The organism is Pantoea sp. JK (assembly GCF_026130245.1).
GTDB lineage: Bacteria > Pseudomonadota > Gammaproteobacteria > Enterobacterales > Enterobacteriaceae > Pantoea > Pantoea trifolii.
This window is the reverse complement of record NZ_JAINFN010000005.1, coordinates 313,418-329,247: the sequence shown is the minus strand read 5'-3', so window position 1 is coordinate 329,247 and position 15,830 is coordinate 313,418. Positions and strand designations below refer to the sequence as shown.

The 15,830-nt window shown below is 52.3% G+C and carries 14 protein-coding genes; 2 read left to right on the top strand and 12 right to left on the bottom strand.

Annotated features, from left to right (window positions below):
- Nucleotides 1-5 precede the first annotated feature (5 nt).
- The 9 genes from nuoI to lrhA all read right to left on the bottom strand — a co-directional run bounded on the left by nuoI (nt 6) and on the right by lrhA (nt 10,861).
- Nucleotides 6-548: an NADH-quinone oxidoreductase subunit NuoI gene (gene nuoI / locus PanJK_RS13915; RefSeq protein ID WP_007889332.1), complete on the bottom strand. Its 543-nt coding sequence runs from the start codon at nt 546-548 to the stop codon at nt 6-8.
- Between the two features lie 11 nt (nt 549-559).
- Entirely contained in the window at nt 560-1,537 is a 978-nt protein-coding gene (gene nuoH, locus PanJK_RS13910) for an NADH-quinone oxidoreductase subunit NuoH (RefSeq protein ID WP_256696967.1), read from the bottom strand.
- Nucleotides 1,534-4,257 (bottom strand): NADH-quinone oxidoreductase subunit NuoG, encoded by a 2,724-nt coding sequence (gene nuoG, locus PanJK_RS13905; protein ID WP_265300486.1) that lies wholly within the window; start codon nt 4,255-4,257, stop codon nt 1,534-1,536. The genes nuoH and nuoG overlap by 4 nt, the downstream gene beginning before the upstream one ends.
- Nucleotides 4,258-4,360: 103 nt before the next feature.
- Entirely contained in the window at nt 4,361-5,701 is a 1,341-nt protein-coding gene (gene nuoF, locus PanJK_RS13900; RefSeq protein ID WP_176519213.1) for an NADH-quinone oxidoreductase subunit NuoF, read from the bottom strand.
- A gap of 2 nt (nt 5,702-5,703) precedes the next feature.
- Complete coding sequence (gene nuoE / locus PanJK_RS13895; protein WP_008105146.1) at nt 5,704-6,219, bottom strand: NADH-quinone oxidoreductase subunit NuoE; 516 nt, start codon at nt 6,217-6,219, stop codon at nt 5,704-5,706.
- A 2-nt stretch (nt 6,220-6,221) separates the two neighbouring features.
- On the bottom strand, nt 6,222-8,021 hold the full coding sequence (gene nuoC, locus PanJK_RS13890; RefSeq protein ID WP_008105149.1) for an NADH-quinone oxidoreductase subunit C/D: 1,800 nt from the start codon (nt 8,019-8,021) through the stop codon (nt 6,222-6,224).
- 116 nt (nt 8,022-8,137) lie between these two features.
- The gene (locus PanJK_RS13885; RefSeq protein WP_008105151.1) at nt 8,138-8,818 is read right to left on the bottom strand and encodes a NuoB/complex I 20 kDa subunit family protein; all 681 of its coding nucleotides are present in this window, start codon (nt 8,816-8,818) and stop codon (nt 8,138-8,140) included.
- Between the two features lie 15 nt (nt 8,819-8,833).
- On the bottom strand, nt 8,834-9,277 hold the full coding sequence (locus PanJK_RS13880) for an NADH-quinone oxidoreductase subunit A (RefSeq protein WP_007889316.1): 444 nt from the start codon (nt 9,275-9,277) through the stop codon (nt 8,834-8,836).
- 660 nt (nt 9,278-9,937) lie between these two features.
- Nucleotides 9,938-10,861, bottom strand: coding sequence for a transcriptional regulator LrhA (gene lrhA, locus PanJK_RS13875; protein WP_007889314.1), 924 nt, complete (start codon nt 10,859-10,861; stop codon nt 9,938-9,940).
- A 968-nt stretch (nt 10,862-11,829) separates the two neighbouring features.
- Here lrhA and PanJK_RS13870 point away from each other — a divergent pair.
- Nucleotides 11,830-13,047 carry a pyridoxal phosphate-dependent aminotransferase gene (locus PanJK_RS13870; protein ID WP_256696970.1) on the top strand — a complete coding sequence of 406 codons (1,218 nt, stop codon included), beginning with the start codon at nt 11,830-11,832 and terminating at the stop codon, nt 13,045-13,047.
- Between the two features lie 70 nt (nt 13,048-13,117).
- Nucleotides 13,118-13,717, top strand: a complete 600-nt coding sequence (gene yfbR / locus PanJK_RS13865; protein WP_008105157.1) for a 5'-deoxynucleotidase — start codon at nt 13,118-13,120, stop codon at nt 13,715-13,717.
- Nucleotides 13,718-13,744: 27 nt separating this feature from the next.
- Here yfbR and PanJK_RS13860 read toward each other — a convergent pair whose 3' ends face one another.
- From PanJK_RS13860 to yfbV, 3 genes are all read right to left on the bottom strand, one after another.
- Nucleotides 13,745-14,404, bottom strand: a complete 660-nt coding sequence (locus PanJK_RS13860; protein WP_265300477.1) for a sugar phosphatase — start codon at nt 14,402-14,404, stop codon at nt 13,745-13,747.
- A gap of 14 nt (nt 14,405-14,418) precedes the next feature.
- On the bottom strand, nt 14,419-14,913 hold the full coding sequence (locus tag PanJK_RS13855) for a YfbU family protein (protein WP_008105160.1): 495 nt from the start codon (nt 14,911-14,913) through the stop codon (nt 14,419-14,421).
- A gap of 150 nt (nt 14,914-15,063) precedes the next feature.
- Nucleotides 15,064-15,516: a terminus macrodomain insulation protein YfbV gene (gene yfbV / locus PanJK_RS13850; protein ID WP_256696972.1), complete on the bottom strand. Its 453-nt coding sequence runs from the start codon at nt 15,514-15,516 to the stop codon at nt 15,064-15,066.
- Between the last annotated feature and the right edge of the window lie 314 nt (nt 15,517-15,830).

The following is a 15,830-nucleotide window of genomic DNA, read 5'->3' as shown; positions in this document are numbered from 1 at the left end:
GCTCCTTAAGGTAACAACCCTTTGACGTCGATCGGCTTGGCTTCGTTTTCCGCTTCGCCCTTCTCTTTTCCGTCGATCGCCATACCAGCCATACGATAGAAGTTGTACTCCGGATATTTACCCGGACCGGAAATCAGCAGGTCTTCTTTCTCATACACCAGATCCTGACGCTTAAACTCACCCAGTTCGAAATCGGGTGTCAGCTGGATCGCGGTAGTTGGGCAAGCCTCTTCACACAGGCCGCAAAAGATGCAGCGTGAGAAGTTGATGCGGAAGAACTCGGGATACCAGCGTCCATCCTGCGTCTCGGCTTTCTGCAGTGAGATACAGCCGACAGGACACGCTACCGCACATAAGTTACAGGCAACGCAACGCTCTGCGCCGTCCGGATCGCGCGTCAGCACGATACGGCCACGGTAGCGTGGCGGCAGGTAAACCGGCTCTTCCGGATACATTTGGGTTTCGCGCTTGGCGAAGGCATGCATGCCTATCATCCAGATACTGCGCACTGTCGTGCCGAAGCCAACGACAATATCTTTTAAAGTCATCTCAATGTCCCTTACTGCGCGGTGTACAGAATCACTGCGGCGGTCGCCAGCAGGTTCAACAGCGTCAACGGCAGACACACTTTCCAGCCGAACGACAGCACCTGGTCATAGCGTGGACGCGGCAGCGCAGCACGAATCAGGATAAACATCACCATAAAGAACGCTGTTTTCAGAGCGAACCAGATGAATGGCGGCAGGAATGGACCGTGCCAGCCACCGAAGAACAGCGTCACGATCAGCGCTGAAACGGTGGTGATTGCCACGTATTCACCGACGAAGAACAGGCCGAACTTCATACCGGCGTATTCGATATGGTAGCCGTCCGCCAGCTCCTGCTCTGCTTCAGGTTGGTCAAACGGATGACGGTGACATACCGCTACGCCCGCGATGCAGAAGGTGATGAAGCCGAAGAATTGAGGAATGATGTTCCACAGATGCGCCTGGCTTTCGACGATGGCATTCATATTGAACGAGCCGGCTTGCGCCACTACGCCCATCAGTGACAAACCAAGGAACACTTCGTAGCTCAGCGTCTGCGCCGATGCACGCATCGCACCCAACAGCGAGTATTTGTTGTTACTCGACCAGCCCGCAAACAGCACGGCATACACCGCCAGACCCGCCATCATCAGGAAGAATAGCAGACCGATGTTCAGGTCAGTGACCATCCAGGTTGGCGAAACCGGCACAATGGCGAAGGCCAGCAGCAGCGATACGAAGGCGATAACCGGTGCCAGCGTAAAAATGAAGCGGTCGGTAAACGGTGGAACCCAGTCCTCTTTAAAGAACATTTTGATCATGTCGGCAGCCAGTTGCAGCGAGCCGCCCCAGCCAACACGGTTCGGTCCGTAACGGTTCTGCCACAGGCCGAGCAGACGACGCTCGGCAAAACTCATGAAAGCACCGCAACCGACAACCACCAACAAGATGACCAGCGCTTTGCCGATGTTGATCAGGATTTCAATAACGTCCGGTGTCAGCCAACTCATTGCGCGGCCTCCTGCAGTTTGTCAATTTGCGCACCTGAGAGGAACGGCGGCACACCCGGCATACCGAGCGGTAAACCAACCTGCCCTGCTTGCAACGACGCAGAGAAACGTACCGGCAAGCGCAGTGTTTCGCCCGCACAGACCAGCTCAACGGAAGCACCGTTATTGACGCCCAGTTTCTCAGCATCAGCCGGGTTAATCACCAGCGTGGCTGGTGACATGCGTTTCTGGAAGGTGGTTGAACGCTGAGTCATCTCCTCGCTACCAAACAGCTGATAGTAAGGTGCGACGCGCCACTGGCTGCCTTCAACAAAGCTTTCCGGAATCGCGGTAAACCACGGAAGCGAGCGATCGTTGGCTTCGAACAGACGTACGCCTGGATCGCCATGACGCAGTTTGCCGCCCACTTCAGCCTGAAACTTGTTCCATGCTTGCGGTGAGTTCCAGCCTGGCGCCCAGGCAAATGGAATCTGCGAACGCGGTGCGCTTGGTTGGTTGTTACCTTCCATGGAGAAGGCAAACATGGTGTCTTTATCTTGCGGCTGACGCGGTTCATGCACGCTGATGTTGGCGCGCATTGCTGTACGGCCACTGTTACGGTGCGGTGAACGTGCCAGTTTTTGACCGCGGATACGGAAGCTGGCGTCTGGCGCAGCACCCTTAATGCCTTTCAGCTGTGGCAGCGCCGCAACGGTGGCATCAATCACGTGATCCAGCTGAGTCCAGTCGATGTGACGGCTTTCAACCGCGCTGTGCAGCGAACGCAACCAGCGCCAGCTTTCCAGCATCACTACGCTCTCATCGTAATAAGCGGGATCATAAACCTGGAAGAAGCGCTGCGCGCGGCCTTCGTGGTTGATTGAGGTGCCATCGCTTTCCGCGAAGCTGGCGGTGGAGAGCACTAAACCGGCTTTTTCCAGCGTGGCGGTGCGTTGATGATCAACCACAATCACGTTAGCGGTAGTATTCAGCGCCGCATCGACGTTGGCTTTAGGTGCATGACGATAGAGATCGTTTTCCAGCACCACCAGCGCATCAGCTTCGCCTTTGCTCAGTTGTTCCAGCGCGCTATCCAGCGATTGACCGCCCATCAGGCCGAGGCCAAAACTGTTCGCCGCGCCCGCAAGGAAGGTAATACCGACATCGGCACCGCGCGCTTTCAGGGCTTTCGCCACGTTAGCAGCGGCTTCAATCATCGCGATGCTACCGGAATGGGTTCCGGAGATAATCAGCGGTTTTTTCGCACCTGCTAACGCCTGAACCACCACATCAACTTTGCCGTTGAGTTTGCTGTCGAAGTCGCTGACTGCTGGCGCACTTTCATCCAGCGCATTGGCAATCGCGAAGCCGAGACGCGCCTGATCTTCCACCGGAGCGCGATAGCTCCATGCAGCGATATCATCCAGGCGGGTTTCATCGACGTTGGTGACGAACAGCGGATGTTTGGCATGCTGACCGATGTTAAGGATGGCCGCGATCTGCCAGTCAGCCACTTTCTGTGCCGCTGCCATCTCACGTGCTTTGCCTTTAACTGCCTGACGCACAGACAACGCCACACGCGCGCCAACCTGAGTCAAATCTTCACCCAGCACCAGCACCGCGTCGTAGCTTTCAATCTCGCGCAGTGATGGCGTGTAGATGCCGCCGTCCTGCAGGACTTTCAGCATCAGCTCAACGCGAGCCTGTTCACCTGCTGGCATACCGGTTGAGAAGTTGGCTGCACCAACCAGCTCACGTAACGCGAAGTTACTTTCAATGCTGGCGCGTGGCGAACCGATACCGATCACTTTTTTCGCCCGACGCAATACATCCGCCGCCGCATTCACCGCTTGTTCAGCATTCAGGCTGACCCAATCGTTGCCGCGTTGCTGTACCGGATGACGTGGACGATCTTTGCGGTTGACGTAGCCGTAACCGAAACGACCGCGATCGCACAGGAAATAGTGGTTTACGGTGCCGTTGTAACGGTTTTCGATACGACGCAATTCGCCATAGCGCTCGCCTGGGCTGGTGTTACAACCCACGCTGCACTGCTGGCAGATGCTTGGCGCGAACTGCATATCCCATTTACGGTTATAGCGTTCGGAGTGCGTTTTATCGGTAAATACGCCGGTCGGACAGATTTCCACCAGGTTACCGGAGAATTCGCTTTCCAGCGTGCCATCTTCCGGGCGACCAAAGTAGACGTTGTCGTGAGCGCCATAAACGCCGAGATCTTTGCCGTCGGCATAATCTTTGTAGTAACGCACGCAGCGATAGCAGGCGATACAGCGGTTCATTTCATGCGAAATGAACGGGCCGAGATCCTGATTCTGGTGGGTACGTTTAGTGAAGCGATAACGACGGAAACTGTGTCCGGTCATTACCGTCATATCTTGCAGATGGCAGTTACCGCCCTCTTCGCACACCGGACAGTCGTGCGGATGGTTAGTCATCAGCCATTCCACCACACTTTCACGAAACTCTTTGGCTTCGCCATCGTCGATGGAAATAAAGGTGCCGTCTGACGCTGGAGTCATGCAGGACATGACAAGGCGACCGCGGGTATCTTCGGCATTCTGGAATTGCTTCACCGCGCACTGGCGGCAGGCCCCTACGCTTCCCAGCGCCGGATGCCAGCAAAAATAAGGAATATCAAGGCCCAGAGAGAGACACGCCTGCAGCAGGTTGTCCGCCCCGTTCACATCATATTCTTTACCGTCTACATGGATTGTAGCCATAGTGAACATGCTTCCGTAAGGCTCGCCCTAGGACGAGCGTTAAACATCTAATTCTTTCCCCACGCCATTTCTGCGTGAGGTGAGTTCCGTGTACGGCGGCTGATTACCAGCGCGCTTTCAGCAGGTTCGGCTGAATACCGCCGATGGCTCGGGTATTGCCAAACACCTGCGGCGCAATGCCAGCTTCAAACTCTTCACGGAAATATTTAATCGCGCTCTGCAATGGCTCGACGGCGCCCGGTGCGTGGGCACAGAAGGTTTTACCTGGGCCAAGCTGACGGCAGAGTTGCTGCAGGGTTTCGATATCACCCGGCTGACCTTTCTTCTGCTCCAGCGCACGCAGGATCTTCACGCTCCATGGCAAGCCATCGCGGCACGGCGTACACCAGCCGCAGGATTCGCGCGCAAAGAACTCTTCCAGGTTACGCACCAACGAAACCATGTTGATTTCGTGATCAACCGCCATCGCCAGCGCCGTACCTAAACGGCTACCGGCTTTACCAATGCTGGCAAATTCCATCGGCAGATCGAGGTGCTGATCGGTAAGGAAGTCAGTTCCTGCGCCGCCTGGCTGCCAGGCTTTGAATTTCAAGCCATCGCGCATGCCGCCGGCGTAATCCTCGAGGATTTCACGCGCGGTGGTACCGAACGGCAATTCCCAAACGCCAGGATTTTTCACGCGTCCAGAAAAGCCCATCATTTTGGTGCCGGTGTCTTCGCTGGTAGAGATGTTTTTGTACCAGTCAACGCCGTTAAGGAAGATGGCAGGCACGTTCGACAGCGTTTCCACGTTGTTAACGCAGGTCGGCTTGCCCCACACGCCGGCACTGGCCGGGAATGGCGGCTTAGAGCGTGGGTTGGCACGACGTCCTTCCAGCGAGTTGATCAGCGCTGTCTCTTCACCGCAGATATAACGACCTGCGCCGGTGTGGACGATCAGCTCGAAATCAAAACCGGTGCCAAGAATATTCTTGCCGAGGTAGCCCGCCTCAGTGGCTTCGGCAATCGCGCGACGCAGATTGACGGCCGCTTCGATGTACTCACCACGTAAGAAGATGTAGCCACGATAAGCTTTCAGCGCGAACGCACTGATCAGCATGCCTTCCACCAACTGGTGCGGCAATTGCTCCATCAGCAAGCGGTCTTTATACGTGCCCGGTTCCATTTCATCGGCGTTACACAGCAGGTAACGGATGTTCATGGATTCGTCTTTCGGCATCAGGCTCCACTTCAGGCCGGTGTTAAAGCCTGCGCCACCTCGGCCTTTCAGACCCGAGTCTTTGACCGCCGCGACGATTTCGTCCTGGCTAAAATCTTTCAGCGCTTTTTCTGCGCCGACATACCCGTTTTTACTGCGATATTCATCGATCCAGATCGGCTGCTTGTCGTCACGAAGACGCCAGGTCAGCGGATGCGTTTCGGCAGTACGAATGATCTGTTTAATGGTCATTGATACTGCTCCAGCAAGTTGGCGATGCCTTCAGGCGTCAGATGAACGTGGGTATCTTCATCCACCATCATGGTTGGCCCTTTATCGCAGTTACCGAGGCAGCAAGTGGGCAGCAGCGTAAAACGACCATCCGCCGTGGTTTGGCCCGGCTTGATGTTCAGCTTCTGCTCCAGCGCATCCTGAATCCCCTGATAACCCGTGATATGGCACACCACGCTGTCACAGTAGCGAATGACGTGACGGCCAACCGGCGTGCGGTAAATTTGGCTATAGAACGTCGCCACACCTTCAACATCACTGGCAGGAATGCCCAGAACGTCGGCGATGGCGTTAATCGCGCCATCTGGCACCCAACCGCGCTGTTTCTGCACGATCTTCAACGCTTCGATCGAAGCAGCGCGTGCATCTTCGTAATGGTGTTTCTCGTGCTCGATAGCGTGGTGCTCGGCCTCGCTCAGCACGAAGACCTCTGTAGGGTCGATGGTGTGAATAGCAATTTTTTGATCGTGCATAGTTAGCGGTCCACGTCTGACATAACAAAATCGATACTACCGAGGTAAACGATCAAGTCGGATACCAGGCTGCCGCGGATCACCGATGGGATCTGCTGCAGGTGCGGGAAGCTCGGCGTACGCACGCGGGTGCGATAGCTCATGGTGCTGCCATCGCTGGTCAGGTAGTAACTGTTGATCCCTTTAGTCGCTTCAATCATCTGGAAGGATTCGTTAGCCGGCATGATTGGGCCCCACGAAACCTGCAGGAAGTGAGTGATCAGGGTTTCAATGTGCTGCAGCGTGCGCTCTTTCGGCGGCGGCGTTGTCAGCGGATGATCCGCTTTGAACGGGCCTTCAGGCATGTTGTTCAGGCACTGTTCCAGGATGCGCAGTGACTGCCACATCTCTTCCATTTTCAGCTGAACGCGGGTATACGCATCACTGATGCCAGCGCCAACCGGAATCTCGAAATCGAAGTTTTCGTAGCCTGAATACGGACGCCATTTACGCACGTCAAAATCTAAACCGGTGGCACGCAAACCAGCGCCGGTGGTGCCCCACGCTAGAGCTTCATCCATATTATACGCCGCAACGCCTTGCGAACGGCCCATCAACACGGTATTGCGCAGGGCGGCTTTGTCATACTCTTTCAGACGCTTCGGCATCCAGTCGAGGAAGTCACGCAGCAATCGTTCCCAGCCTTTCGGCAGGTCATGCGCTACGCCGCCGATGCGGAACCACGCCGGGTGCATACGGAAACCGGTAATCGCTTCCACCACGTCATAAATTTTCTGACGGTCGGTAAAGGCGAAGAACACCGGCGTCATCGCGCCGACGTCCTGAATAAAGGTGGAGATATAGAGCAGATGGCTGTTGATGCGGAACAGCTCGGACAGCATGACTCGAATCACATTGACGCGATCCGGCACGGTGATGCCAGCCAGTTTTTCCACCGCCAGCACGTAAGGCATTTCATTTACGCAGCCGCCAAGGTACTCGATACGGTCGGTGTACGGAATGTAGCTGTGCCAGGATTGGCGCTCGCCCATCTTCTCAGCACCACGATGGTGGTAGCCGACATCGGGAACGCAATCGACGATCTCTTCACCATCCAACTGCAGAATGATACGGAAAGCACCGTGCGCAGAGGGGTGGTTTGGACCGAGGTTGAGGAACATGAAGTCCTCATTGGTGGTACTGCGCTTCATGCCCCAATCTTCAGGCTTAAAGGTCAGCGCCTCCATTTCCAGATCTTCTTTCTGCTTGGTCAGTTCGAAGGGATCGAACTCGGTGGCACGCGCCGGGTAATCTTTACGCAGCGGATGGCCTTCCCACGTCTGCGGCATCATGATGCGCGTCAGGTGCGGGTGACCATTGAAAGTGATGCCAAACATCTCCCAGGTTTCACGCTCATACCAGTTGGCGTTGGCGAAAATTTTGGTGATGGTTGGCACATTCAAATCGTTTTCAGATAAAGCAACCTTGAGCATGATGTCGCGGTTGCGTTCAATTGAAAGCAGGTGATAGAAAACGGAAAAATCCGCGGCGGGCAAACCGGCGCGGTTAGTGCGTAAGCGCTCATCAAAACCGTGTAGGTCATACAACATGACATATGGCTTTGGCAGCTTGCGCAGGAATTCAACAATTTCTAATAGCTGTTCACGCTTTACCCAGACAACCGGAATCCCGGTGCGGGTAGCCTGAACGGTAAAGGCATCCGGCCCAAAACGGTTACGCAGCTCGCCGACCACTGGGTCATCCAGGTGATCGCGGGTTTGCCATGAAGGCTGTGCGAGGTCTTGCGTGGTTAAATCAGTCATACGTTACTCACCATTCCGGCCTGTAATCAGGCGCTCAAAAGAAGGCGTCAGGATGGCGGCGCACATTAAATTGTGATGTTCTGCTGTGGCCGTGGCTCCATCCGTGTACGGGAAGCTTAAACTTCGTCTGGCGATCTCAGGTTGGTGACGGCAATACGCTCGCCACGCTTTCTTTCACGCTCTGGCTGCATATTGGCGCGATAAACCCCCTGATCACCGACCACCCACGACAGTGGACGACGCTCTTTACCAATCGACTCGCGCAGCAGCAACAACGCCTGCATATACGCTTCTGGACGCGGCGGGCAGCCGGGAATGTACACGTCAACCGGCAGAAATTTATCCACGCCCTGCACCACCGAGTAGATGTCGTACATGCCACCCGAGTTAGCGCAAGCGCCCATGGAAATCACCCATTTCGGCTCCAGCATCTGGTCATATAAACGCTGAATAACCGGCGCCATTTTGGTAAATGGCGTACCGGCGATCACCATGAAGTCAGCCTGACGTGGCGAGGCGCGCATTACTTCGGCACCAAAACGTGCCACGTCGTGCACCGCGGTGAAGGAGGTGGTCATTTCCACGTAGCAACAGGAAAGGCCGAAGTTATACGGCCAGAGAGAATTTTTACGACCCCAGTTCACCATGTCATGCAGGGCGTGCTCGAGCTTGCCCATGTAGACGCTGCGGTGAACATGTTGTTCCAGCGGATCGGTAACCGTTTCCTGTTTCTGCAGAGGATAACGATCGTTATCGCCGCCCCCGTTCGGGTCTACGCGTGTCAGCGTGTAGTCCATCTTATTGCCTCGCTTTTACTGCTTATGAGGGTTGGTGTGGCTGTGACTGACCGGGACAGATTTGACCACTACGCGACGACGCGCAGGAGCCCAATCCAGCGCACCAATGCGCACCAGATAAACCAGGCCTGCCAAGAGCACCAAAATGAAAATTGCGGCTTCGACAAAGCCGACCCAACCGCTTTCGCGAATGGACGTCGACCATGCGTATAAATAGAGGGCTTCGACGTCGAATATGACGAAGAACATCGCAACCAGATAGAATTTTGCAGAGAGGCGAATATGAGTGTCACCGACCGACTCAATACCCGATTCGAACGGAGTGTCCTTGTGTCGCGCACGCGCACGACCGCCTAATAACCAGCCACCGGTCAACATAAAGGCACACAGGCCGAATGCGATAACGATAAAAACAATAAATGCCCAGTGATGAGCGATCACTTCTGTAGTTGTCGACATACTCTTTGCTTACTCATCAAAAGTGGTGATGGCATCCTGCTCTGTTGCAGCAAACACACCACATCGATTCAAGGGAAGGATAAAAAACCTTATAAATTTTGCTCTCATTAGCAATAAAGCAGCAATTTTATAGGGGTTTTTACTCCTTTCTATAACCTTTTGTCAACTTTGACAAAAGTATCCAAACATTATTTTACAGCTGCATCATATTATTAACATTCAACCCTCTGAGCGCCAGCTAAATCGCTTCAGTTTGTGAGGTTAATTTTAGTGTAGCGGGTATTCACATGCGTGGATCGTGCATTTAACAATCATATTTTGACAGGTCTCGCCCGAGATTCCCCCCCCTTATCAGGGGTATTTTTTTGATCTAAAGCACATAACTGGGTTTTATGCTGCAAAAAACAGCGAAGAGGACGGGCAAGTGCCCCGGAAAAGTTGGCACGAATTGATAAAACCATTCCAAGTTGGATAAAAATGGAACGTGTTTCATATTTAAGAATGAGGTCGAAATTAAGTCGAGGGAATTACATCTAAAATGAAAAGTTTAATGGCATAAAAAAAGCCTTAGCGGGTAATTATCTCGCTAAGACTCGTTTTTATACGTTTTAACAATTAACCGGTATTCCATATGCGAGGAATTACCAGCAACTGTAGCCCTTACTCTTCGTCATCCAGCAGCAAAGTACCGTCTGGATTAGCGCTCAGATTGTAAGGATCATTGGTAGACTGCATGGCATTGAAGATGGCCAGAGCCAGTTCGTTATCGCTGTCTGGATTGCGGCACAGCAGATATTGAGTATCCGGTAGCACTGGCAAACCTTCTGCCGCGCCCATCACTCGCAATTCTGGGCTCATCATCTCGACCGGACGCGCTGTCACACCCAAGCCCGCTTTAACCGCCGCACGAACGGCAGCCAGCGTAGAGGCAACATACGAGATGCGCCACGGAATGCCAGCTTCGTTGAGGTGATCAATCGCCATATCGCGATACGGGCTTGGCTCATCCAGCAGGACCAAAGGAATGGCTTCCCCACGCTGGAAGATATAATCTGCCGCGCAGTACCACAACGTTGGCGAAGTACGCAGTACCTGATGAGTAAAGTTTCCTGGGCTGGACGTCGTCACAACCAGATCGACTTCACCTTGATTAAGCATTTCCATCATGAACGGGTTGCGCTTAACACGCACATCAATGGCCAGCTTCGGATAGACCGACGTTACGCGGTTAAGCAGGAACGGCAGAATGGTATCTGAGGTATCATCTGAAGCGCCAATGGTCAGAACGCCCTGGATGTTGCTGTACATTAAAGAGGTGCAAGCTTCGTCATTAAAACGAAGGATTTTCCTGGCGTAACCCAGCAGTTGAATGCCATGCTCCGTCAGCAATTTATTACGTCCATGTCTGGCAAACAGCTCTTTACCTACCAATTGTTCCAGACGTTGCATCTGCTGACTCACTGCTGACTGCGTTCTGCACACGGCGGCAGCGGCTGCTGCAAAAGTGTTCAGATCGGCAACGGCAACAAATGTACGCAGCAGATCGAGGTCGAGATTCAGTATCGGACGATTTGCATTAGTCATGTTTTTTCTTCACTTATAAGATTTTTTAAAACTACTACCCTGGTGTATTACCCGACTTATCAAAGAGATAAGAGGCAATGGTGCTTAATGACAGCCCTGTGTGGAGCTGCCATGAAAAAATTTTGTCAGGCGGATGCCGACGATCGCACCACTCTGAGAACAGAGCAGCGTCGTCATTATAGACAGCAGAACTTCTGGGCCGAAAACGTATGTCGTACAGGTGCTGGAAGCTGCGTAGTTGTCTATGTATCCCGCGTAAAGTCCCTGCGGGCTAAAAAGAAATAACATCATGTTATGTAGATGCGAAGCGATAAAGTGCATCAAATAATAAATTATACTTAATCATTTTTACGTTATAAATGGAAATGTTTTTGTTCAAAACATCGCAATTTTTGACCAAAAGCCTTTCCGCACAGATCCTGCCATAACGCTGCTCTTTTTTTAAGCCCTCCTGGTTCTGAATCTTGAGCATCAGCGTTAAAGTGACAGTGTAAATGCTATTTTAAGACTGTTTTACACGATATTAGGTCCGTTACTGACGCTTAATCTCGCCCTTGATAAGTGAATAAGAATGCACTTCATTTTAAGACGCCAGCCAGAACTTAATCCTTACCAGACACTTTTTCGCCATCTAACAAGAATCCTTTAACTATTTCGTCTGGTCGCTAATATTTTTTTAAGCCAATTGTGACTGAAAAATTTCTGAATAGTCCCGGATGCGAATGGAAGAAGGCATTTACACGTCAGGCACAGCTTACCAGTGTTTAATCTTATCATTCTTCACATTTGTGGACTAATAAACCAGATTAATTGATTTTCAATGACTTTTACGCCATGCGAAGCGGGAAAGAATGGCAAACGCGCCAAAACCCAGCGGTGCCCTTCTTTTGTTGAGGTGAGAAGAGTAAATTGGGCGAGTTTGATTTTTGGTGGCAGGTTAAAGGACTCTGCCCATAAAGGCGGTAACGATGAATTTTCAAATTGATAAATCCGGCAAGCTGGAAAATGTCTGTTATGACATCCGTGGTCCGGTACTGAAAGAAGCTAAACGTCTTGAAGAAGAAGGCAACAAAGTTCTCAAGCTGAATATCGGCAACCCTGCCCCATTTGGTTTTGAAGCACCTGATGAAATCCTGGTCGATGTCATTCGCAATCTGCCGAGCTCGCAGGGTTATTGCGACTCTAAAGGGCTGTATTCGGCGCGTAAGGCGATCATGCAGCATTACCAGGCGCGTGACATGCGCGATGTCACCGTTGAAGACATCTATATTGGTAACGGCGTATCTGAACTGATTGTGCAAGCGATGCAGGCATTGCTCAACAGCGGCGATGAAATGCTGGTACCTGCACCGGATTATCCGCTGTGGACCGCCGCCGTTTCGCTGTCGAGTGGCAAAGCGGTGCATTATCTGTGTGATGAATCAGCAGGTTGGTTCCCTGATCTGGATGATATCCGTAGCAAGATCACCCCGCGCACCCGTGGCATTGTCATCATTAATCCGAATAACCCGACCGGCGCGGTTTACAGCAAAGAGTTGTTGCTGGAGATTGTTGAAATTGCGCGCCAGCACAATCTGATTATTTTCGCCGATGAAATCTACGACAAGATTCTCTACGACGAAGCACAACATCATTCAATTGCTGCGCTGGCCCCTGATCTGCTGACCGTGACCTTTAACGGCTTATCGAAAACCTATCGCGTGGCGGGCTTCCGTCAGGGCTGGATGGTTTTGAACGGTCCGAAGAAACACGCAAAAGGTTATATTGAAGGGCTGGAAATGCTGGCGTCGATGCGCCTGTGTGCCAACGTTCCGGCACAACATGCGATTCAGACCGCGCTGGGTGGTTATCAAAGTATTAGTGAATTCATCGCCCCCGGCGGCCGTTTGTATGAACAGCGTCAGCGTGCGTGGGAATTAATTAATGATATTCCAGGCGTCAGCTGTGTGAAGCCGCAAGGTGCGCTGTACATGTTCCCGCGAATTGATGCCAGGAAATTCAACATCTTTGACGATCAGAAGATGGTGCTGGATTTCCTGTTGCAAGAGAAAGTGCTGTTGGTTCAGGGCACCGCGTTCAACTGGCCGTGGCCGGATCACGTGCGCATTGTTACGCTGCCGCGCGTGGACGATTTGGAAATGGCCGTCAGCAAGTTTGGTCGTTTCTTACAAGGGTATCGCCAGTAAATTGTGACGCGTATACTGTTCGCATTTCGGAGAAAAGATATCTTCCCCGCCGTGCGAACAGGAACCGTCCATGACTCGTAGCCATTTTTTCGCCCACCTTTCCCGCCTCAAACTAATCAACCGCTGGCCATTGATGCGCAATGTGCGCACTGAAAACGTCTCCGAGCATAGCTTGCAGGTGGCGATGGTTGCTCATGCGCTCGCCATCATCAAAAACAAAAAGTTTAACGGCAATCTCAATGCCGAGCGTATTGCCATGCTGGCGCTCTATCACGATGCCAGCGAAGTGCTGACCGGTGATTTACCGACGCCGGTGAAGTACTACAACGCACAGATTGCCCACGAATACAAAAAGATCGAGAAAATTGCGCAGCAGAAGCTCATTGATATGCTGCCGCCTGAACTGCAGGACGCTTATCGCCCGCTGATTGATGAACATTTGCATACCGAAAGTGAGCAATCCGTGGTGAAGCAGGCGGATGCACTTTGCGCCTACGTGAAGTGTCTGGAAGAATTATCGGCAGGTAATAACGAGTTTCTGCTGGCCAAAGCACGCCTGGAAAAAACCCTCACCCAACGGCGTTCACCGGAAATGGATTATTTTGTTGAGGTCTTTATTCCCAGCTTTAGCCTGTCGCTGGATGAAATATCACAAGATACGCCGCTGTAAAAAAACGGGCCGCATCGGCCCGTTTTTTTATGCGGTGATTGAAAGTGTAAACTCGCCGCTATCTTCTTTGATGACATTAACCGGTTCAAGCGTTGCGACGCGGAAGCTTACTTCATTGAGGCGCGGTGCATCGGCTGGTGCATTCATGGCGATCACCGCACTACCCGCATCCAAACCTGAAATAATGCCCGCCGGCGCATCCTCAACCACTACACACTGCGTCGCTGAAAGCCCCAAACGTTCAGCACCGAGCAAATAAGGCTCGGGATTGGGCTTACCGTGCTTGATGTTCTCAGCGGTAATAAACACTTTTGGCATCGGTAGATTTGCGGCTTTATGGCGCGCGTGGGCGACAGGAATCGAACCCGAGGTCACAATCGCCCACGGAACCTGCAACTCGTTCAACGTTGACAGTAACGCTAATGCACCCGGAATCGCCTGCACGCCTTGCGTGTCTTCCGCTTCAAGACGTTCAAGCCAGAGAAATTCCGCCTGAATAGCCTCTTCAGATTGCCCTGCCATGAAATGGCGCAACGAATTGATGGCGGGCTTCCCGTGTATATAGCTCAGGACCTCTTCCGCCGACAAACCATGGCGCTCACCCCACAGTGACCATGCGCGAATCACTGCAGGCAATGAATCCACCAGCGTACCGTCTAAATCAAACAGAAAACCCCTGTACTTCACGCGTCGCTCCTTATTCAGGCATTGATAATCTGCGCGATCTCATTCGCGCTGAGATGATATTGACGCGGGCAAGTGTGCCACACCGTTAGCATGCGTTGGTATTTTTCCCACATCGGCGTTTGAGCATTGAAGCCGTGGGTGCCGGAATCAAAGTGGGTATAGCGCCCTTCAACATTCACCATAAAGCGCACGTAGCCGAGATAGCGCGCTTCGGTAGCCGCATCAAAACCAAGAAAAGCCAGGCGGCGCTCGTCAATCGCGCTGCCATCTTTGAGATTCGACCAGGAAACATGCAGCGCATGGTGCATTTCCATAATATCGATCAGCAGGCGACAGGTCGCTTCAGTTAGCTCGCCGAACTCTTTATCGAGTTCACGTAACTGCAAGCCATAGCCGCGTTCAATAATGGTCTGATAACGACGATAACGCTCAGCGTTATCAGGCTCCAGCATGGCCATCATTTTGTATTGATTGGAGAGGATCAATCGTTGGGCGTGGGTCATTTCCATGGTTTGCTCCCGGGCCAGACGGCCGCTTAAGATTTAAACAATGAAGAAATGATTACACAAGGAGAGTGATGCGTGTATGTCCGCACCACTTTTCTTTGATTTGAACCGGGATTTGGCTCAAATTCTCTAAAAGATAAAGGCGTCAGCAGATCAAAGATCGTCGAGGAAAGTGCGATCGAGCTGTTTGAAGGCCCGTTTCAACACATCGGCGAGCGACTGATATGTCGGCTTACCATCAACCGGTGCAATTGCCTGCCCCGCTTCTTCCAGCTTGGTGCGCACTTCATGAAACCACTGCAGCAACGTCGGCGGCAACGGCGTCACAGAACGTTTCCCCAACCACCATAATCCTTGCATCGGCAGGCTGCAGGCAAACAGCGCGGTGGCAATTGCTGGACCGAGTTGTCCACCCATCGCGATTTGCCACGTCAGCGTGAAAATCGCCAGCGGCGGCATAAAACGAATGGCAAAGCGGGTTGCATTGACCACGCGATTTTCAGGAAACACCGGCGCCAGGCGCTTGTCTGCAGGCCAGGTCTTCATGTATCGCTGTCCGCGCTGGAACAAGCCGAACCAGCCGGGATTGTCTGTCTCATTCGCCATGATAGACCTCAACTAAATCTGCAATATTTAAAATAAACCGATAACTACACAACTTTACGTGACATCCTTCAAAAGTTTTTGTCTTTGCGGGTGACTGTGAGTATTCTGACGCCGTTTCAGTAACATTACCGGAAGCTTTAGCTCAATAATAGAGCGGCCAGAGCCATGTTTCGCTAAGTGCTTATCAAAAATAAGCGTAAAATCACCAAAATTTTTTGCATGTCAGTGAAATTTTGACTAGCACATGATGTTTATCATTAACCTACCAGCTTTCATGGGCTACGCTGTTAGTCTGATTGCGTTTTTTTTAGCCA

Bases quoted from the DNA above. Each gene is read 5' to 3' on its own strand.
- nuoE (WP_008105146.1), bottom strand. From the start codon at position 6,219: ATGCACGATCAAAAAATTGCTATTCACACCATCGACCCTACAGAGGTC.
- yfbV (WP_256696972.1), bottom strand. From the start codon at position 15,516: ATGGCGAATGAGACAGACAATCCCGGCTGGTTCGGCTTGTTCCAGCGC.
- nuoH (WP_256696967.1), bottom strand. From the start codon at position 1,537: ATGAGTTGGCTGACACCGGACGTTATTGAAATCCTGATCAACATCGGC.
- yfbR (WP_008105157.1), top strand. From the start codon at position 13,118: ATGACTCGTAGCCATTTTTTCGCCCACCTTTCCCGCCTCAAACTAATC.
- nuoG (WP_265300486.1), bottom strand. From the start codon at position 4,257: ATGGCTACAATCCATGTAGACGGTAAAGAATATGATGTGAACGGGGCG.
- PanJK_RS13885 (WP_008105151.1), bottom strand. From the start codon at position 8,818: ATGGACTACACGCTGACACGCGTAGACCCGAACGGGGGCGGCGATAAC.
- PanJK_RS13880 (WP_007889316.1), bottom strand. From the start codon at position 9,277: ATGTCGACAACTACAGAAGTGATCGCTCATCACTGGGCATTTATTGTT.
- nuoC (WP_008105149.1), bottom strand. From the start codon at position 8,021: ATGACTGATTTAACCACGCAAGACCTCGCACAGCCTTCATGGCAAACC.
- PanJK_RS13870 (WP_256696970.1), top strand. From the start codon at position 11,830: ATGAATTTTCAAATTGATAAATCCGGCAAGCTGGAAAATGTCTGTTAT.
- lrhA (WP_007889314.1), bottom strand. From the start codon at position 10,861: ATGACTAATGCAAATCGTCCGATACTGAATCTCGACCTCGATCTGCTG.
- PanJK_RS13855 (WP_008105160.1), bottom strand. From the start codon at position 14,913: ATGGAAATGACCCACGCCCAACGATTGATCCTCTCCAATCAATACAAA.
- nuoI (WP_007889332.1), bottom strand. From the start codon at position 548: ATGACTTTAAAAGATATTGTCGTTGGCTTCGGCACGACAGTGCGCAGT.